The following is an 18,691-nucleotide window of genomic DNA, read 5'->3' as shown; positions in this document are numbered from 1 at the left end:
GCCCCCGGCGGAGGCAGTTCAACTGGGTACAGCCTAGGGAGCGTACAGCACGCCGCCAAGTCATATGAGTCGGGCTGTGGATAACAGTGACGCATCTTTCACATTGGCAACAACGGAAACTCTGGTTACTGCAGACACTGCGGTGTTAGGGTAGGCGCGTTAAGTCTCGATATTGCAGTTCAGTGACTCCTGAACTGCAACCCACTTGTGACGCGCTCACGTCAGCGCCGTATTGTCTCCGGAGCCAAAATGAAGCGGAACCAGTCCAACAGTCATCGTCCCCTCCTGCAAGTCTTGGGGACAGCAGTTTTGGCCGCCGCTCTCGTCGCGGGCCCCGGACTGGCGGGGGTCGCTTTCGCTGTTGAACCGAACCCGACTCCGCCGCCTTCAACATCCGCGCCGACGCCGACCTCATCGGCGGTATCGACGCAGGTCCCGGAATCAGCTACGACTCCAACACCTGCGCCGGCTGCACCCGTGCCATCAGTCGCACCGGCTCCGACGACCCCACCCTCTCCTGATCCGGCATCTGGCAGCATCAACGAGTCCATGGCTGCGGCTGTTGGCGTCGGCGGTGCGGAAATGGGCCAACGGTCCGCCAGAGTGGCAGCGACATCTTCAAGCACCAGCTTTAAAAGGCTCAGCACTGAGGCCCTCGGAACCGAAGGCACCTGGATGCCGACGTTTGGAATCCAAGGATTGGACGTAAGCGGCCACCAGCCCAGCGTGGATTGGCAGCACCAGTGGAACATGGGCGCCCGATTCGCGTACGTCAAGGCCAGCGAGGGCAACTACTATACGAACCCGTCCTATAGTTCGCAGTATCAGGGTTCGCGCAATGTCGGAATGGTTCGGGGGGCTTACCACTTCGCAATCCCCAACTGGTCCTCCGGAGCAGACCAAGCACGGTACTTCGTACAAAACGGTGGTGGCTGGACCGCCGACGGGTACACCATGCCGCCTGTCCTAGACTTCGAGTTCAACCCCTACGAAGGCCGTACCATCAACGGTTTTTACTTCGGCAACACTTGCTACGGCATGTCGCCTGCGCAGCTGGGCTCCTGGGTCCGCGACTTCGGCAACACAATGCAGTCATTGACCGGACGGGTTCCCGTTATCTACACCAACACCAGCTGGTGGAATCAGTGCCTCGGCAATCCCTCAGGTTTTGGTGACTACCCGCTGTGGGTCGCTGCCTACCCGAGTTCGCCTACGAACAACGCGGGACCGGTTCCTTCCGCAAGCTGGAGCACTTACAGTATCTGGCAGTACAGCAGCACCGGGCCATTGGCGGGTGACTCGAATGTCTGGAATGGAGACTACTCGGGACTGAAAGCCTTCGCCTCTAGCGGCATTCCGCCTGCGGCCACTCAGCAGATCGGTGCGTACAGGTCCAGTTATCCCGCCTTGGGCAACACGACCACTAGTATCGTATGCGGCCTCGCGAATGGTGGCTGCTACCAGGGCTTCCAGGGCGGAACCGTGATGTGGTCAGGGTCCTCCGGTGCTTTCGCGGTGATAGCCGGTCCTGTCGCGGCAGCTTGGCGGGCCACCGGGGCCGAAGGCGGCCCGGCTGGTTATCCAACAAGCGATATTGTCTGTGGCCTGAAGGACAATGGCTGCTTCCAGAATTTCCAAGGCGGGAGCATTCTTTCCTCGTCCACCTCCGGCGCGGCCCTGATTCAGCCCGGAGCGATACGCGACTACTGGGCCAAAAACGGCTACGAGAACGGACCTCTCGGGTATCCGACCAGCAACACCACCTGTGGGCTGCGCCTCTCCGGCTGTTTCCAACTGTTCCAGGCAGGTTCGGTCCTCTCCAGCAGCTCTACAGGGGCTCAGCTTGTGAAATCCGGTCCTATCCTTGACGCTTGGTCGCGCGCCGGATTCGAAAACGGCCTCCTGGGCTACCCCTCTGCGGATGCCACCTGCGATGCCACGAGTTGCACGCAGAGCTTCGTGGGTGGAGTGGTGGCGTGGACCGGCGCTTCAGGAGCCTGGCCCATCTTTATGGGCATGGCAGACTCCTGGAAGTCCGCCCGTTCGCAGTCTGTTCCCATCGGCTTCCCGATCGGCACTGAGGTTTGCGGCATCCGCGGCGGCGGCTGTTTCCAACTGTTCCAAGGCGGAACCCTACTGTTCTCACCGGCAACAGGCGCGTTTCCCGTCACCGGCCGGACGCTGGACTACTGGCAGAAAACCGGATTCGAGAACGGTTCTCTGGGTTATCCCACGTCCTTCGCGGTGTGCAACCTTCCCGACAGCGGATGCCTGCAGTCATTCGAGCACGGCACCGTGACCTACTCCGCCGCCACGTCCATCCAAACGGTCACCGCCGGGGCAATGCGTGATGGATGGAACGCCTACGATTCCGTTACCGGCTCCCTTGGCTACCCCACCTCCCCCAAATACTGCGGGCTAGCAAACGACGGATGTTTCCAGATGTTCGCCAAAGGCGCCCTGATGTATTCCCCGTCGACCGGTGCACATCCCAGCCTCAACGGGCCGATCCGGGACCTTTGGCAACGGGAGGGCTTCGAGAATGGCCGCCTTGGCTACCCGGCGTCGACCGTCCTGTGCGGGCTGCGGAACAGCGGCTGCTTCCAGAACTATCTCGGCGGTAGCGTCATGTGGTCTCAGGCTACCGACGCGCACGCCTTGCACTTTGGCCCCATCAGGGATGCCTGGGTCAAGTCAGGTTTCGAAAACGGCTCGCTGGGCTATCCGGCCAGCGCCCAGATTTGCGGACTGCGCGACGGCGGCTGCTTCCAGAACTTCGAAAAGGGCACTGTGATGTGGTCGCCGCAGACCGGTGCGCAACCAGTTACATCGGCGGCGATCCAGACGCGCTGGGCCCAGGCAGGTTTTGAATCGGGTTCATTGGGCTACCCGACCAGCGGATCTGTCTGCGGGCTCCGCAACGGCGGCTGCTTCCAGAACTTCGAAAAAGGAACCATCATGTGGTCCGCTGCCAGCGGCGCCCATCCGATGGTTCCGGGTCCAATCCAACAAGCCTGGGCAGGGCAAGGATTCGAGAACGGCACCCTCGGCTACCCCACGGCGCCGCAGACGTGCACCACCGATGGGCAAAGCTGCGCCCAAACTTTCCAAAGTGGCAGGATCGAATGGACCGCCCTTGGCGGGGCCAAGATCCGGCCATAGACGCAAAAGGCCGGAAGGCGGGACCCGTTACGGGTCCCGCCTTCCGGCTTTAACGAGTCCGGCCTAACGGCCGTGTTCGAGGAGGTTCAGGAGATACTGCCCGTACCCGCTCTTGACCAACGGCTCGGCGCGCTGACGGAGGTCGTCGTCGTCCAGGAACCCGAGACGCCAGGCGATTTCTTCAGGAGCGCCGATCTTCAGGCCCTGACGGTTCTCCGTTGTCCGGACGAAATTCGACGCGTCGTTGAGGTCATTGAAGGTCCCTGTATCCAGCCAGGCGGTGCCACGGGGCAGAATTTCGACCTGCAACTTGCCGCGCTCAAGATAAGTTCGGTTCACGTCGGTGATCTCAAGCTCGCCCCGGGGAGAAGGCTTCAAGTTCTCTGCGATCTCTACAACATCGTTGTCATAGAAGTAGAGGCCCGGCACTGCGTAGTGGCTTTTGGGCTCTGCCGGCTTTTCCTCGAGTGAAATTGCTTTACCGTTGCCGTCGAACTCGACCACACCGTAAGCCTTCGGGTCCGCGACCCAGTATCCGAACACGGCCCCGCCGTCGATGTTCTCAAAGCGGCGCAGCTGCGTGCCCATGCCGTGCCCGTAGAAGATGTTGTCACCCAGCACCAGGGCCACGGTGTCATCGCCGATGTGCTCCTTGCCCAGGACGAAAGCCTGGGCAAGGCCATCCGGTGCAGGCTGCTGCTTGTAGCTGATGGAGACGCCAAAACGGGAGCCATCGCCCAGAAGACGCTCGAACTGCTCGGCGTCGTGAGGAGTGGTGATGATGAGGATGTCCCTAATGCCTGCAAGGATCAACGTCGAAAGTGGGTAGTAGATCATGGGCTTGTCGTAGACAGGAACGAGTTGCTTGCTGACGCCCAGGGTGATGGGGTGAAGCCGAGAGCCGGTACCGCCGGCAAGTATTATTCCGCGCATGCCCCCCATCTTTCCCTTCGCTAATGGCCGCGGCAAATCCGGTAGTCTTGGGAACTATGCAGCGACTTCTTGTTACCGGTGGTGCCGGGTTCATTGGTTCGAATTTTGTCCACTACGTTCTTGAAAACACTGACGATCACGTCACAGTGCTGGACAAACTGACGTATGCAGGGAACATCGAGTCTCTGAAGGGACTCCCGGAGGACCGCTTCACATTCGTTGAGGGTGACATTGTTGACGCCGCCGTGGTGGACGGTCTCGTTGCGGCCTGCGATGTGCTGGTCCACTACGCTGCCGAGTCGCACAACGACAATTCGCTGCATGACCCGCGGCCGTTCCTGGACACCAACATCATTGGCACGTACACGCTGATCGAGGCGGCCCGGAAGCACAACAAGCGTTTCCACCACATCTCCACCGACGAGGTCTACGGCGACCTGGAGCTCGATGACCCGGAGCGGTTTACCGAACAGACCCCGTACAACCCGTCCAGCCCGTATTCCTCCACGAAGGCTGGTTCGGACATGCTGGTCCGGGCTTGGGTGCGGTCCTTCGGGCTGCAGGCCACCATCAGTAACTGCTCGAATAACTACGGCCCGTACCAGCACGTGGAGAAGTTCATCCCGCGCCAGATCACTAACGCGATAGACGGGATCCGCCCCAAGCTCTACGGCAAGGGCGAGAACGTCCGTGACTGGATCCACGCGAACGACCACTCCTCGGCGGTGCTGGCCATCATCGCCAAGGGCCGGATCGGCGAAACATACCTGATCGGCGCCGATGGGGAAAAGAACAACAAAGACGTTGTGGAACTCATCCTCAAGCACATGGGCCAGGCCCCGGACGCCTACGACCACGTCGTGGACCGCGCGGGCCATGACTTGCGCTACGCCATCGATTCGAGCAAGCTCCGCGGCGAACTCGGCTGGGAACCGCAGTTCTCCAACTTCGACGCCGGCATCGAGAACACGATCGCCTGGTACCGGGACAACGAGGACTGGTGGCGGCCGCAGAAGGCCCAGACCGAAGCCAAATACAAGGAACAGGGCCAGTAGTCGATGTCGATCGAGTTCGCCAAAAAACTAAACGCCCTCGAAACGCCGATTCCCGGCGTCGTCCTTTATGACCTGCCGGTACACGGTGACAACCGGGGCTGGTTCAAGGAAAACTGGCAGCGCGAGAAAATGGTGGCCCTGGGGCTGCCGGACTTCCGCCCGGTGCAGAACAACATCTCATTCAATGAGAAGGCCGGCACCACCCGCGGCATCCACGCCGAGCCTTGGGACAAGTTCATCTCAGTCGCGACGGGCAGGATCTTCGGGGCCTGGGTGGATCTGCGCGAAGGCCCATCGTTCGGTGCCATCTTCACCGCCGAGCTCGATCCGAGCAAGGCAATTTTCATTCCCCGCGGGGTCGGCAATGCCTTTCAGACGCTCGAGGACAACACCGCGTACACATACCTCGTCAACGACCACTGGTCCGCCGATGCGCAGGGCCGGTACACCTTCCTGAACCTTGCCGACGAAACGGCAGGCATCCAATGGCCCATCCCCCTGGGGCAGGCAGAGCTTTCCGACAAGGACAAGGCCCACCCGCGCCTGCACGATGTCACGCCCATGCCGCCCAAGAAGATTCTTGTGTTGGGTGCTAACGGCCAGCTGGGCAAAGCCCTCCGGGACCTGTACGACGGCGATACCTCAGTCGAGTTCGCCAGTCGCGCAGAAATCGACCTCACGGCTGAAGACTCCCTCGCCACGGTCAACTGGAAGAACTATTCGACGGTCATCAACGCCGCCGCGTTCACTGCAGTCGACAACGCTGAGACCCCTGCGGGCCGTGCAGCCGCGTGGAGTGTCAACGTGACAGCAGTGACGCGACTGGCACGAATTGCCGTCGACCACGACCTTACCCTCGTCCAGGTGTCGTCGGACTACGTCTTCGACGGAACGGAAAAGACCCACGGCGAGGACGAGCCACCCACACCGCTGGGCGTTTACGGCCAGACCAAGGCCGCAGGAGACGCTGTTGTCAGCGTCGTGCCCAAGCACTACATTGTGCGCGCGAGCTGGGTCATTGGGGATGGCAACAACTTTGTTCGCACCATGGCGTCGCTGGCTTCCCGCGGGATCAGCCCGTCAGTGGTCGACGATCAGTTCGGCCGGCTGAGCTTCACCACGGACATTGCCGCCGGCATCCAGCATCTGTTGGGATCCGGGGCACCATACGGCGTCTACAATCTCACTAATGACGGTCCCGAGCAGTCCTGGGCCGACATAGCAGCTGACGTGTACGAACTCTCCGGAGCGTCGCGGGATTCAGTGACCGGAGTGTCCACAGAAGTGTACTTCGCCGGCAAGTCCGCTTCACCGCGTCCCCGTAACAGCGGCCTGGGTCTGGACAAAATCAAGGCGACCGGTTTCGCGCCTGACACGTCCCGCGATCGCCTGGCCGCGTACTTGAAGGATGGAATCTAGCAGTGGTTGTGCAAGCCCGCAGACATGACACTCTGGTGATCATGCCCGCTTGGAACGAATCCGAAGCCATTGGTAACACCGTCCAGGAGGTTTTCACCTTCGGGCCGCCCTGCGACATCCTCGTCGTTGACGATGGCTCCCGGGACAGCACGGCAATGGTGGCCCGCGAAGCCGGGGCCACCGTCATTCAACTTCCTTTCAACATGGGGGTGGGCGGCGCAATGCGGACAGGGTTCAAGTACGCCAAAAAGCATGGCTACGAGCGTGTTATCCAGGTTGATGCTGACGGTCAACACGATCCCCGAGACATACAGGCGGTCCTAGATGGTTTGGCCCACGCTGATATCGCAATCGGTGCCCGTTTCGCTGACAAAGGTGAGTACGTTGTCAAGGGTCCCCGAAAGTGGGCCATGAACGTGCTGGCATGGACTATTTCACGAATTGCCGGAACTCGTTTGACCGATGTCACGTCGGGATTTCGTGCCGGGAACACTAAGGCGATCCGTCAATACGTTGACCACTACCCGGCCGAATACCTCGGCGACACCATTGACTCCCTGGTCGTCGCGATCCGCTCGGGATGCACTGTCCATCAAGTTGGCGTTTCCATGCGTGAAAGGCAGGGGGGTGCCCCGAGCCACGATCCACTGAAGGCTGCGATCTACCTCGGTCGCTCCGGACTGGCGTTGATCTTCGCCTTGACACGCAAAAAATCCGAACCATCGTCCAACTAGGAACCTGATATGTCGCTACTCATGGGATCCATCGTCGTCGTGGCGATCCTCTTTTTCGTTTTTGAGATGCTTCGGCGGCAAAAGCTGCGTGAAAAATACGCAGTTCTGTGGATCATCATCGGACTCGGGACTCTTTTGCTGTCCGCCTTCCCAGGGCTGCTGGAGCTCGCCAGCAGGCTAGTGGGGATCCAGGTTCCTGCGAATCTTCTCTTCATCATGACGCTGGTTCTTTTGGTCGGCGTTTGTCTGCACCTCTCCCAGGAGCAGTCCCAGGCCGAGGACGAGGTCCGTATACTCGCTGAGGAGGTCGCAATCCTAAGACAGGACATGACGGAGCTCCGGCGGCAGCTTGACGCTTCAACTACCTCCGAGGGCACCAACGGAGCGGCCACTAAGTGAAGTTCCAAAACGTGCACTAAAGAATGAGGCGGCCATACCCAATCGGGGCGGCCGCCTCATTCATTATTCGATGGTCAGCTGACGATGTGCTTAGCGAGTCGCGGCAGGGAATCAAACCTTCCACGGGCAATGGCCTTGAGCACGAGAGAGCCAGCATTCAGCCGTGACGTTGTATGGAACGCGGCCGCCAGGGAGGCCTTGTTCCAGCCCAAGTCCTTGAAGCGCTTGGCTTGGAGTTCAAAGAAATTGCGTTCCTCATCAAAACGTCGACCGTCCATCGCACGGACGGACGAATCTGAAGCCGAGTGGCGACGGTACAGGAACGACAGGGTCGGATCAACGATCATTGAGCCGCCTTCTGCGGCGATGTCCAGCAGCAGAGCCAAATCCTGTACAACATCCAAGCCTTCAGTGAAACCAATGCGGGTCACTGTTTCCGAACGCCAAGCAAGCGACGGGAAGTATGCCCAGTCGGCACGGACAAGGCTCGTGGCCATGGCCTCCCCCTTGAGTTCCATACGTTCGCTTGTCCTCGGGGCGTACAGCTTCTTGACTGCGTCCACGAGAGGATTGCAGGCGATACCCTTCTCGTCAATGACCTGGACCCCGGGCTGTACGACATCGGCGTTCGGATAAGCCGAGAATGCACCCACCACAATATCGAGATAGTTCGGCAGCATAATATCGTCGGCGCCCATGATCACGACATAATCGGCTTCGACCATGGTCAGCGCCTTGCGGTAGTTGCCATTGGCGCCGAGGTTCTGCTCATTCTTCAAGTACGTCACGCGCGAGTCAGTGATGGTCGAGAACCACCGCTCGGGTTCCGGGTCCGGATACCCGTCATCAATGACGACGAGGCGCCAGTCCTGGTTCTCCTGATTCATCACGCTGCGCGCGGCGAGTTTCATCTGATCGACATCGCCGTAGTATGGCAACATTACGTCAACGGTCATGGACCTGAGGTTCCTTCCGTAGTTTCCGCCCGAAGCACTCGGCGGCTGAGTCCCCTCGATTATAGTTGACCGCCCGGCGTCCAGTTCGATTTGTCTGCCTTGCTAGACTGCTGAGGGACCGGCCCCGCCCCGCCGGCGCACAACGGGGGCCTGAACAGAAAGCAATCCTGATGTACCCCACCCCCGGCGTGACTCCACGTGTGAGCGTATGCCTGGCCGCCTACAACGGCGCCACCCACATCGAAGAACAGATCAGGTCCATCATCTCGGAGTTGGATACCCATGACGAACTGATTGTGGTGGACGACAAATCGACCGACCACACCGCGGACATCGTGCGTGGCATCCAGGATGACCGCATCCGAATCATCCAGGCGGCCGTCAATGCGGGGTATGTCCGCACTTTCGAAAGGGCGTTGGGCGAAGCCCGCGGCGAGTTCGTGTTCCTCTCCGATCAGGACGACGTATGGATCCCAGGCCGCGTTGAGGCCATGATCTCTGCCATGGATGGCAAAGACATGGTCGCGAGCAACTGCGAGCACTTCGACGGCCCACTTGGAACATTCCACGAAATCCGCCTCCGGGCTGAGCACTCCGAACATTCCGTGCGCAACCTTATCGGAATCGTCGTCGGATACCGCCTGCACTGGGGGTGCGCAATGGCTGTCCGCAACAAGATTCTCAACCAGATCCTGCCTTTCCCGCAGCACATGGCGGAGTCACATGACCAATGGATCGCCATGGTCGGCAACGTTAACCGTTCCATCACCTACCTCGAAGCAGACACTATTCGTCACCGCCTGCACGGTGAGAATCTCACGCCGCGGGGAATCCGCTCGGCGTCGAAAATCGTCCGCGCGCGTGTGGCTTTTGTTCGAAATGTCGTCGAAGCGGTCCGGCGCGCACGCCTGGCAGCAAGGGCAGCATGACGGGCAGCGAATCGTCGGACAAGGTCCGGCAAAACTCGGAGGTCTGCGCTGTTGTCTCCGCGTTCAATCCCGGTCCGGAAAACGTCGAGAATATCAAGTGGCTATTCCGCTTTGTGAGCAGGGTTGTCATCGTCGACGACGGCTCCCCTCGTGACGTCACCGACACGATGTCCGCTTTCGAGCAACTGGGGGCAGTCGTCATCCGCCTGAACACAAACTCCGGTATCGCGAAGGCCCTCAACACCGGGATCCAGGAAGCACGCAAACGCTGGAATCCCGAGTGGATCGTCACGATGGACCAGGATTCCCGATTCTCCGGGGATTACATCACCGCCGCCTTGGCGACCGCCTATGCTTCTGATCACCCTGACACTCTGGGCATGGTCTGCGCCGAGTCCCACAATCACGCACCGCTTCCTACGCTGGGAGGCACGCGTGAGCCGGAAGTCTTCGACCCCATGACGAGCGGCAGCGTGATCCGTTCTGAAGTCTTCGATGCCGTGGGCTACTTCGATGAAGACTTCTTTATCGATTGCGTAGACACTGAATTCAACGCCCGGCTTCGCGACCACGGCTTCCGTTCGCTCTCCGGCCGCGGCTGCGACCTCGAGCACAGCCTAGGTAATGCCAGGCCCATGAAAATCTTTGGCTGGCGGGTCCGCGTAGGGCAGAAGAAGCTGAACGTTTATTACCACCCTCCGTTCCGTGTTTACTACATCACCCGGAATTCCTTGGTCATGGCCCGCAGGTTCGCCGGAAAACAGCCGGCATGGGTGCTTCGTCGCTTGTACATGGAGGTCCAAAGCCATATCGTCCGCTTCGTATACGGTCCCAACAGGCGAAAGCATCTCATCGCGGCCATGGCGGGAGCCAAAGATGCCTGGACGGGCCGCATGGGTAAGATCGATGACGCCCTTGCCGCCCGTTTGCGCTAAAACCGCGCCAGATCAGCTATCGAAGATCGAGAGAATACCGTGAGCAACGCACGCAAGATATTTGTCCTCTACCACCGCGGTTTGCGCACCGGAGGCCCCGAAGCACTGCATCAGCTGGTGTCAACACTCCGGGAGTTGGGGCAGGACGCCTATCTCGTACCCCACTACACCACCGCAACTACACCCCGCGTCGCCCAGTACTCCATCTATGACGCGCCGGAAGCCGACACGATCGAAGACATGGCGGGCAACATCGTAGTGGTGCCCGAGACGTTCATCGAAGACGTGTTCGCGTACAAACACGCCAAGAAAATGATTTGGTGGCTGAGCATAGACAATGCGCTGACTTTCATGGGCGAACGCCTCTGGCAGCGGACCACCGGCGGCCTGCCGACAAAGATCCGCGAAACATGGGTGCCGTTCCTGCGCATGCTGAAGCACGGGGACACCCCCTTTCAAATGCGGCAGCGGCGGGACATCGTGCATCTAGTGCAGTCCTCATATGCGTGGTCATTTATTGCCAGCCGGCTGAACACCGTCCCTTCACTGCTTTCTGATTTCACTCCCCAGGATGAATTCGGCCCAGCAAATGAAGCAAAACGCAACCCGCGGCTGGTGACCTATAACCCGGCTAAGGGTGCCCACATCATCGACGCCGTCAGGAAGGTTTGCGATCCTGGAATTGAATGGTTGCCGATTCAGGGCATGACGCGCTCAGAAGTCGTCAGCACCCTGCAAACATGCGGTGTCTACCTGGATCTCGGGCATCACCCCGGGAAAGACAGAATGCCCCGCGAAGCCGCACTGTCCGGAGCCTTAGCAGTTGTCGCGCGACGCGGCTCGGGAGCATACTTCGCTGACGTCCCGATTCCGTGGGAGCACAAAATCATGCCGGACGACAACGAAGTGTCGGCTACTGCCGCCGCACTTCCCCGGCTGATGGACAACCTCTCGGAGGAGATCCGCAAGCAGGATGCCTACCGTTCTGCGATAAAGGCCGAACGGGAGCGCTTCCGAAAGGAAGTGACCGACATTTTCATCGATAACCGACTCGGCAAGGACGCATATGACTACATGTAGTGTGCAGCGCGCCCACCCCGGAGTTTTCCCAGCATGATCAAGAGGATTGCCGCGTTTGCGGGATTACCGCTCCTATCTTCGCTGGCATCCTTCATCCTGCTTCCGATAGTTGCAAGGGTCGGCGGGGCGCCGGTATGGACTGCACTTGCACTCGGCCAGGCCATCGGGGCCATCGCCGCGATCGTCGTCGGTCTTGGCTGGTCCCTCACCGGGCCAGCAGCCGTCGCATCCTCTGCGGATGAGACTGTCCGGCGCCGTCATTACGCCGTGAGTTTTGCAACACGTTCACTGATGTTCCTCGGTACTATCCCCCTCATGTTTGTTGCCTTGGGCCTCGCCGGGGATCCTGCCAACTTCTGGCTGGCCTTCCTCATGGCCTGCGCTCAGGCGGCTTCCGGCTTAACGCCCGCCTGGTACTGCATCGCGACCGGCCACCCCGGCAGGATCGCCAAGTACGACGTCATACCCCGAATGGTCGCAACTTTGGGTGTAATCCCAATTCTCTTGACTACCGGACAGACAATCATCTACCCAGCGGCTTTGTTGGTGTTGGGTCTTGCCGGGACGTTGCTCTTCAATGCGCATCATGCACACAAAGACGATTTCCAGGACCTTTCGTTCGGCCGGATTATCCGCGAGATTTGGGCTCTTCGTGCCGGCGCAGGCATCACCCTGGCGGCTGGATCCTATGCTTCAACGCCTATCATCATCGTCCAGTTCATGGCTGCATCCGGCGGGTTGGCAGCGTTTGTCTCGGCAGAAAAGCTATACCGAATCGGGCTGCTGGCTACGGCAGCGCTCGGAAACAGCCTGCAGGGCTGGGTCAGTGACTTTGCAGGCGACCATGCCCGCCGCCGGAAATACTCGCTGGTTGCCCTGTCCGGACTTGGACTGGTGGGCTGGCTGTTGCTCGCTTTTGCCGGTCCTTGGGCAACGGCGCTGCTTTTCAGTGAGGCGCTGGTCGCAGATTTCTGGACCTGCTTCTGGTTCGGGCTGTCATTTCTCTTGGTCTGTGTAACCAGTTCGACTGGTGCGCACTGGCTGGTCCCTGCAAAACGCATGCGGACGGTACTGACCAGCACTATTGCCGGTGCCGTCGTGGGCGTCCCTGCCATGATCGTTCTGGCCGACTTGATGGGCGGCCCAGGCGGCGCCCTCGGACTCGCCCTTGGTGAAATCGTTGTCACCGCTATCCAGATGCTGGTCGTCCTGCGCCTACTCAAGGACCCCGACACAAACACCGCGTCGAAGCAGGCGGCTTCATGACGTGGCTCGGCTTCCTGCCGGTTGTCCTACTGGCTGTGCTGTTGATGTATGTGCCCGGTGCGGCCATAGCCGCGTGCCTGAAATTCAGGCTGGGTCCTGTGATTGGCATGGCGCCGCTGCACTCGACGGCAGCCGCCGGCCTCGCCGGAACGATTGCGGACGTCCTGGGCGTGCCTTGGAACATCGTTCCGTACCTCGCCATTTGCGCAGTGCTGGCCGGATTAGCCCTCCTCCTGACACGCGGAGTCGAGTGGCCGGTGGCAAAGGTTTCATGGCGGGGGTTGCTGCCGTACCTTGCCGTGATCATCGCAGTGGCCTGTGTTACGTGGCGGTTCACGCAGTTGGTTGGTTCCCCGGTCAACCCGGCCCAGGTATTCGACAACGTGTTCCACCTCAACGCGGTCCGTTTCATCCTTGATACCGGGAACGCTTCGTCGTTAACGCTGGCGTCGCTCCAGGGAGTTTCTGGTCTGGATGCTGTATACCCCGCGGCCTGGCATTCCATCGCAGCCCTTCTTGTGCAGTTAACAGGCATTGACATCCCGACTGCACAGAATGCCCTGAATCTGGTTACCGCTGCAGTCATTTGGCCCGCGTCGTGCCTGTTTCTCGTCGCGTCTGTCATTTCCCGGCGCCCGGCAGCACTAATCCTGGCGTCAATCGTCGCCAGCGCCCAGGTGGCGTTCCCCTACCTGATGATTGTCTGGGGCCCTCTGTTTCCTTACGCGTTGGCGGTCAGCATGTTGCCTGCCGCAATGACGGCAGTGTTCGCTCTATGCGGTGTGGGCCGGAGCCACAGTGGAAGCCGGGGCGCCGGAGCCGCCTCACTCGCCCTCGCCATAGGAGGACTTGCATTTGCCCACACGAGTTCCATCAATACCCTTCTTGCCATCTCCACCCCCGTACTGCTCTTCCTGTGGTGGCAACGGGCACGGCGCCTGGCCCCTTGGCGGACGCCGAACCTCCGGCAGGGCCTGTTCGCGCTGACCACGGTCTTCGTGCTCGGCCTGGCAGCCGTTTCCTGGCTGAAACTTCGGCCGGCACCCTACGACAATTGGGGACCAACAGTGAAGCCCGGCGCGGCCATAGGGGAAATCCTGACCGTAAGCCCGATGCAGCTGGCGATTCCCGCCGTCGTCGTGTCTGTTCTTTCCGTCAGCGGCCTATATGTTGTGGTCCGCTACCGCAAACATCTTTTGCTTGCCGCTTGCTATGGTGCCGTTGCTGCACTGTACATAGTCGCCGCAGCGGCCCCCACAGGCTTCATTCGGGACGCCATCGTCGGCACGTGGTACCAAGACACTTATCGGTTGGCGGCCCTGCTGCCCTTGTTCACCACCCCAATTGCTGTGGTGGGCGGGCTTCACCTTTGGGATCTATGGCGCAGGTCCCGGGCGGCCCGGACCACTTCCGCACTTGAACAACGCCTTGCCATCGTCCGTGGACGAGGTCAATTCGTGGCAGCGGCATCAGTCGTCCTGGTGGCGACGGTTCTCGCCACTTTGGTGGGCCCTACATCGCACTATGTTTCCGGGGCCTCGACGGTTTATCGGTTCGACGCGCAATCGGAAATGCTGACCCAGGACGAGCGCGCTCTGCTCGCGCGTGTTGCTGATCACGTTCCGCCTGACTCCGTCATTGCTGACAACCCGTGGAACGGGAGTTCGCTAGCTTACGCCTATGCCGGGCGTCGAGTGTTGACGCCACACCTTTTCGCCGGCATCGACCCAATTCGTGAGCTCATCGACGAACGGCTGAAGTTTGAGCCCGCTGATCCTGAAGTGTGCGATGCCCTCCGTCACACGAAGGTGGAGTTCGTTTTGGACTTCGGTAGCGCTTACATGCTTGATCTGGCGGGATCCAATGATTTCCCCGGTGTTACCGACATTGGCAATGCCGCCGGCTTCGAATTGTTGGATTCGGAAGGACCCGATGCCAAGCTTTACCGGATTACCTCGTGCGGATAACTGGAGTAGGACGCGCTACCGCTGCGTGCCACGTGTCAGCCGTTCCGGCACTGTGCCACTAGGCTGGAGTGGTGATTTCTGTTTCTAGGCGAAGTGTCAGGCTCTGCGTTGCGGCCACCTTGACAGGGATGCTCTCCCTGTCAGCGTGCTCGCATTCTCCTGAAGGCATGGTTCAAGGCGCCCTCACCGGCATCGGTGGCCAATCTGCGCAAGGTGCCGTCAGCGCCTGGAGTGTCTCGTGGAGCAGCCAGGTCAAAGGCGCGTCTGTCAGCTACTCCCCCGATGGTGCCGGCGCTGGATTGAAGGCCTTCAGTGATGGCCAGGCCCATTTTACGGCGAGCGGAAGCTCTGTGTCCGACGCCGAAAAAGCGGCGATTTCCGGACTTTGCACCTCGGCGGGTGCACTTTCCATCGCAGCCGGTGTCCTGCCGGTCGGAGTCGCCATCAAAGTCGACGGAATCAACGACCTTGTGCTGGATGCCCCAACGCTGGCAGCGATTCTGCGGGGAGACGTAGAACGCTGGAACGATCCGAAGATCGCTGCATTGAACGCTGAACAGCCCCTGCCAGACGTCGAGATCAAAGTAATGGCCGAAGAGGGCCCCTCGGAAACAACTCGCGCTGTCAACACCTATCTGGCTAACTCACCCGGCGTGTCTTGGAATCCTCTCCAGCCGGACCGCTGGCCAAAGGATGTGAAGGGACTCACCGGTTCGCAGCCACGAGACCTCGCAAACAAGCTGGACGACACTGACGGCGGCCTGGCGGTACTTGATGGAGGCATCATCGGTAACCGCTTCGTCGCCACTCAACTGGTGTTTGACGGCCAGGCACGGAAGATGGACGCAGCGTCTGTGGTGAATGCAGTCGCCGCAGGCCAGGTAACGACGACGCCGCGCTCTGTTGTCCAAGCCCTGGACGACCGCGCAGGCTATGGATTGGCGACCGTGATCTACGTCAATGTCTGCCAGCAGTACGTCGAGGAACCCCTCAACCTCCTCACCCGGTCCTTTGGCGAGGCGCTTCTCGGCGAGAAGGCTCAAAAGGACGCCAATTCTTATTCCTTTGTTATGTCACCGAGCAAGAAGGCCATCAGCGAGGGCCTGGCGCTCGTACGCACAATCGGAGACGCGCGATGAGCATCAGCAGTCGGCCCACAAAGGGCCGATCAATTCCAAGACCACTGCGGACGTTCGCCGTTCTGACCGGATTGTTCGCCGTGCTCTTAGGCTTGTGGTCCGCTGCGACGCCTCTGATGGGCTTCCCTGATGAGCCGGCGCACACTATCAAGGCTGCCGCAGTTGTGCGTGGCCAGGTTCTGGTTGAGGAAGGAACTTCCTTCGGCCACGGTGTCCACGTCAAGGTTCCAGACTATATCGCCAACCTCCACGGTCAGGGGTGCTACAAATTCAATCGCGGGCAGGCGGCAGATTGCGCTCCGCTGGTCTACGCAGACGACACCTACACGAACATCGGCGTTACCTCGGCCGCGTCCTACAACCCCATGTACTACTGGCTGGTGGGGCTTCCCACCCTGATTATGTCCGGCGCGCCAGCAATCTACGCAATGAGGCTGATCAGCGCCCTGTTCTGCGCCGTTTTCTTTGCTGCGGGATTCACGGCCCTGACAGAGCTGCGACGGCCCCAGTTTGCCGTGCTGTTGGCTGCGCTCGCCATGACGCCCATGGTCCTGTTCCTTGGTGGCGGCATCAACCCGAATTCAATGGAGATTGCCGCCACCATGGCTTCTTTCTCCGGGTTTGTAGTGGTGCTGGACAACTGGCGGAATACCAAGCTCGTTATTCCAGCTCTGGCGACAGTTGCCGCGTCCACTGTGGTTTTAGCCAATGCGCGCCAGATCTCCCTGGTGTGGCTCCTATGCGCACTCGTGGCTGGAGTCTGCTCGTTCAAACTCCGTCGCACCCTCCAGGTATTCGCAGACAAGCGTGTCCTCTTTGCCGTCGGGCTTACCGTACCGGGAACGCTTTTGGGCCTCCTCTGGACCTGGATCGCCTCCAATGGCCCGGCAAATGTGGGCGTGGCTCCCGACGGCATCGCCAGTCCGCACCCTGATGCCCCGCTCTACCGGGGATTCTTGATCATGTTGGACCGGACGTTCGACTTCTTCCCCCAGTACATCGGGGTCATGGGCTGGCTGGATACGCCCGTCCCGGAACTCGTGATGCTCGTGTGGAGCGCCCTGATGATAGCGGCGCTCGTTGCCCCTTTCTGCATCCGGCCCCTGCGGAGCTGGACGGGATACTGGGTATCCCTTGCCATGCTGTATGTTGTGCCGGCGCTTCTTCAAACTGTCTTGTGGCGCTCCATGGGGTTCATCTGGCAGGGCCGATACACTCTCCCCTTGGTGGTCGTCCTGTTCATCACGGTCGGGCTTGGGCTAAGGCGGCTGCGTTTCGCAAACAAAGGCATGGCCGTCAAAGCAGCGAGGATCATTTTCTGGCTTGTAGGTGGATGCCACACGCTGGCATTCGTGTATGTCCTTCGGCGCTATGTTGTAGGAATCAGTGAGCTGGCAAACTGGCAGACCCTGTTCTCGTCCCCCGACTGGCAGCCGCCGTTCGGCTGGTTGTTGCTGACCGTGCTGTACCTAGGCGCGTCAGCCGCAGGCATGGAGATCCTCTTCCGGTATCTCTACCCCGGGCAGAGCCTCGTCAAACGGGTCAATTCAAAGGGTGCCCGGAAGGACACAAGAGGCGCCATTAGGGGCCGTCAGACAGATAGGCAGCCCTCCGTTTCGGAAGTAAGTGCAATATTACCTAGCGGGCTGCCAAATAATTGAACCCGGACACTGACTAAGCAGCCTTCTTGAATTTTTGGGCTTATGGTCGTTGAGCACCTGACTTAACCACTTCTCCGCGGACTTCACCGCTCATAATGCACTCTTCAGGGCCCGCCAGGCCCGGGACTATCTCATTGACGGTGTATCCGGCGTTTTCATTTAGTAGCTTTCAGCTGCCGGGAATCGGTCGCTGAAAGTGATGGCGAAGGCGTTCAAAGCGGGCTTCCAACGCACGGCCCATCGGGTCTTGCCGGCACCCATCGGATCGAGGGCTCGGGTGACCAGATAAAGGCACTTTAGCGCAGCCTGCTCGGTGGGGAAATGACCCCGGGCCTTGACGGCGCGCCGGTACCTGGCGTTGAGGGATTCGATCGCGTTGGTCGAGCAGATCACGCGTCGGATTTCCACGTCATAGTCCAGGAACGGGATGAACTCCTCCCACGCGTTCTCCCAGCCGCACGATCGCCCCGTATTTCTTGCCCCAGCGCTCCGTGAGCTCCTCGAACGCCGCTCTGGCTGCCGCAGCATTCACGGCGGTGTAGATGGGCTTCACGTCGCGTTTGAGCGCGTCCCAGTCCTTCTTCGAGGCCAGCCGGAAGGTATTCCGGATCAGGTGGATAATGCAGGTCTGAACGGTTGTCAGCGGCCAGACGTTGGTGACGACTTCGGGCAGGCCTTTGAGCCCGTCGCAGACCAGGCAGAAGGTGTCCTTCACGCCGCGGTGCTTGATGTCGGTGAGCACGCTCATCCAGAACTTCGCGCCCTCCCCGCCGGTCCCGGCCCAGAGACCAGGGCTCCTGACATGACTGGGTGGTCGTGCGGGTAAATTATTGAATTTCCGGGGATTTTCGCTCGCTGAAGTCTTTTAATTACGCCCCCGCTGTGAGATAACACGGGTGGGATTATTTCGCGAGTGATGGGGGGTGGGAAGATGGGTGTGATGAGCACCCAGATGAGTATTTGATGCCTTGAGAGCCACCCAATCTTGCGCTTCAGAGCCACCGATCGTGCGGAAGAGAGCCAGTGGTGGTGTGCTTGGGAGCCACTGGCCCTCGA

The 18,691-nt window shown here is 60.2% G+C and carries 14 protein-coding genes and 1 pseudogene; 12 read left to right on the top strand and 3 right to left on the bottom strand.

The window, feature by feature from the left end; all coding sequences use genetic code 11:
- The first annotated feature begins 249 nt into the window (after window positions 1-249).
- Window positions 250-3,162 (top strand): GH25 family lysozyme, encoded by a 2,913-nt coding sequence (locus NG698_RS19010; RefSeq protein ID WP_252611663.1) that lies wholly within the window; start codon window positions 250-252, stop codon window positions 3,160-3,162.
- 63 nt (window positions 3,163-3,225) lie between these two features.
- On the opposite strand, the gene rfbA is transcribed toward NG698_RS19010, so the two are convergent.
- Window positions 3,226-4,095: a glucose-1-phosphate thymidylyltransferase RfbA gene (rfbA, locus tag NG698_RS19005; RefSeq protein ID WP_252611661.1), complete on the bottom strand. Its 870-nt coding sequence runs from the start codon at window positions 4,093-4,095 to the stop codon at window positions 3,226-3,228.
- A gap of 56 nt (window positions 4,096-4,151) precedes the next feature.
- On the opposite strand from rfbA, the gene rfbB reads away from it, so the two are divergent.
- The 4 genes from rfbB to NG698_RS18985 are packed head-to-tail and all read left to right on the top strand — an operon-like array spanning window position 4,152 to window position 7,702.
- Entirely contained in the window at window positions 4,152-5,150 is a 999-nt protein-coding gene (gene rfbB, locus NG698_RS19000; RefSeq protein ID WP_252611659.1) for a dTDP-glucose 4,6-dehydratase, read from the top strand.
- 3 nt (window positions 5,151-5,153) lie between these two features.
- Window positions 5,154-6,569 carry a sugar nucleotide-binding protein gene (locus tag NG698_RS18995; RefSeq protein ID WP_252611657.1) on the top strand — a complete coding sequence of 472 codons (1,416 nt, stop codon included), beginning with the start codon at window positions 5,154-5,156 and terminating at the stop codon, window positions 6,567-6,569.
- A gap of 2 nt (window positions 6,570-6,571) precedes the next feature.
- Complete coding sequence (locus NG698_RS18990; protein ID WP_308293055.1) at window positions 6,572-7,303, top strand: glycosyltransferase family 2 protein; 732 nt, start codon at window positions 6,572-6,574, stop codon at window positions 7,301-7,303.
- Between the two features lie 9 nt (window positions 7,304-7,312).
- A complete protein-coding gene (locus NG698_RS18985) occupies window positions 7,313-7,702 on the top strand; it encodes a DUF2304 domain-containing protein (RefSeq protein WP_252611655.1) in 390 nt (129 codons plus the stop codon).
- A 74-nt stretch (window positions 7,703-7,776) separates the two neighbouring features.
- Here the strand turns inward: NG698_RS18985 and NG698_RS18980 are convergent, their stop codons facing one another.
- Window positions 7,777-8,658, bottom strand: coding sequence for a glycosyltransferase family 2 protein (locus tag NG698_RS18980; RefSeq protein WP_252611653.1), 882 nt, complete (start codon window positions 8,656-8,658; stop codon window positions 7,777-7,779).
- 200 nt (window positions 8,659-8,858) lie between these two features.
- Here NG698_RS18980 and NG698_RS18975 point away from each other — a divergent pair, with 200 nt between their 5' ends.
- From NG698_RS18975 to NG698_RS18945, 7 genes are all read left to right on the top strand, one after another.
- Window positions 8,859-9,587, top strand: a complete 729-nt coding sequence (locus tag NG698_RS18975) for a glycosyltransferase (RefSeq protein WP_252611651.1) — start codon at window positions 8,859-8,861, stop codon at window positions 9,585-9,587.
- Window positions 9,584-10,522, top strand: a complete 939-nt coding sequence (locus NG698_RS18970; RefSeq protein ID WP_252611650.1) for a glycosyltransferase — start codon at window positions 9,584-9,586, stop codon at window positions 10,520-10,522. The genes NG698_RS18975 and NG698_RS18970 overlap by 4 nt, the downstream gene beginning before the upstream one ends.
- 39 nt (window positions 10,523-10,561) lie before the next feature.
- Window positions 10,562-11,602, top strand: coding sequence for a hypothetical protein (locus NG698_RS18965; protein WP_252611648.1), 1,041 nt, complete (start codon window positions 10,562-10,564; stop codon window positions 11,600-11,602).
- 315 nt (window positions 11,603-11,917) lie between these two features.
- A complete protein-coding gene (locus tag NG698_RS18960; protein ID WP_252611646.1) occupies window positions 11,918-12,868 on the top strand; it encodes a hypothetical protein in 951 nt (316 codons plus the stop codon).
- A complete protein-coding gene (locus NG698_RS18955; protein WP_252611644.1) occupies window positions 12,865-14,835 on the top strand; it encodes a DUF6541 family protein in 1,971 nt (656 codons plus the stop codon). The genes NG698_RS18960 and NG698_RS18955 overlap by 4 nt, the downstream gene beginning before the upstream one ends.
- 68 nt (window positions 14,836-14,903) lie before the next feature.
- Window positions 14,904-15,974, top strand: coding sequence for a substrate-binding domain-containing protein (locus NG698_RS18950; RefSeq protein WP_252611642.1), 1,071 nt, complete (start codon window positions 14,904-14,906; stop codon window positions 15,972-15,974).
- Entirely contained in the window at window positions 15,971-17,635 is a 1,665-nt protein-coding gene (locus NG698_RS18945) for a DUF2142 domain-containing protein (RefSeq protein ID WP_256471261.1), read from the top strand. Before NG698_RS18950 ends, NG698_RS18945 begins: the two co-directional genes overlap by 4 nt.
- Window positions 17,636-17,794: 159 nt before the next feature.
- Here the strand turns inward: NG698_RS18945 and NG698_RS18940 are convergent.
- A pseudogene (locus tag NG698_RS18940) lies at window positions 17,795-18,425 on the bottom strand (IS256 family transposase); the annotation flags it as partial.
- Window positions 18,426-18,691: the final 266 nt, after the last annotated feature.

Origin of the sequence: Pseudarthrobacter raffinosi, assembly GCF_023913735.1 — a bacterium.
In the GTDB taxonomy this organism is placed as follows: domain Bacteria; phylum Actinomycetota; class Actinomycetes; order Actinomycetales; family Micrococcaceae; genus Arthrobacter; species Arthrobacter raffinosi.
Note: the sequence above shows the minus strand (reverse complement) of the source record. Positions and strands in the feature narration are given on the sequence as shown.

Excerpts from the sequence above, each read along its gene's own strand:
- NG698_RS18985 (WP_252611655.1), top strand. The coding sequence starts at position 7,313 with ATGTCGCTACTCATGGGATCCATCGTCGTCGTGGCGATCCTCTTTTTC.
- NG698_RS18955 (WP_252611644.1), top strand. The coding sequence starts at position 12,865 with ATGACGTGGCTCGGCTTCCTGCCGGTTGTCCTACTGGCTGTGCTGTTG.
- NG698_RS18995 (WP_252611657.1), top strand. The coding sequence starts at position 5,154 with ATGTCGATCGAGTTCGCCAAAAAACTAAACGCCCTCGAAACGCCGATT.
- NG698_RS18980 (WP_252611653.1), bottom strand. The coding sequence starts at position 8,658 with ATGACCGTTGACGTAATGTTGCCATACTACGGCGATGTCGATCAGATG.
- NG698_RS18960 (WP_252611646.1), top strand. The coding sequence starts at position 11,918 with ATGTTTGTTGCCTTGGGCCTCGCCGGGGATCCTGCCAACTTCTGGCTG.
- NG698_RS18945 (WP_256471261.1), top strand. The coding sequence starts at position 15,971 with ATGAGCATCAGCAGTCGGCCCACAAAGGGCCGATCAATTCCAAGACCA.
- NG698_RS18970 (WP_252611650.1), top strand. The coding sequence starts at position 9,584 with ATGACGGGCAGCGAATCGTCGGACAAGGTCCGGCAAAACTCGGAGGTC.
- rfbB (WP_252611659.1), top strand. The coding sequence starts at position 4,152 with ATGCAGCGACTTCTTGTTACCGGTGGTGCCGGGTTCATTGGTTCGAAT.
- NG698_RS19010 (WP_252611663.1), top strand. The coding sequence starts at position 250 with ATGAAGCGGAACCAGTCCAACAGTCATCGTCCCCTCCTGCAAGTCTTG.
- rfbA (WP_252611661.1), bottom strand. The coding sequence starts at position 4,095 with ATGCGCGGAATAATACTTGCCGGCGGTACCGGCTCTCGGCTTCACCCC.